Below are 230 nucleotides of genomic sequence, written 5' to 3'. Positions count from 1 at the left end.
CGCTGGGCCGCGGCCTTCAGCGAAGACTTCCTGCCGCCGCATGCGCCGTCGCGCGTGGCGCGCTGGGCCTTGCGCCATGGCGTGGACACCGAACCCGGCAACGCCTGGCCGCGCCGGCTCGTGGCCATCGACCGCCAACGCCTGCCGCCCGAGGGCCAGGCGCTGCATCTCTGGGTGGGCACCGCCGCGCTGGAAACGCCGGCCGGCAGCGTGCGCGTGCTGCTCTCGCC

1 protein-coding gene is annotated in these 230 nt (G+C 76.5%); it reads left to right on the top strand.

Features of this window, described 5'->3' with window-relative positions:
* The coding region (locus tag MMY95_RS15825) for a hypothetical protein (RefSeq protein ID WP_241277847.1) at positions 1-230 on the top strand (230 nt) is incomplete at both ends.

The sequence above is a fragment of the Lactiplantibacillus sp. ME-2 genome (assembly GCF_022549155.1).
Taxonomy (GTDB): Bacteria; Bacillota; Bacilli; order Lactobacillales; family Lactobacillaceae; genus Lactiplantibacillus; species Lactiplantibacillus plantarum.
The sequence above is the reverse complement of the archived record's forward strand: the minus strand, read 5'-3'. Positions and strand labels throughout refer to the sequence as shown.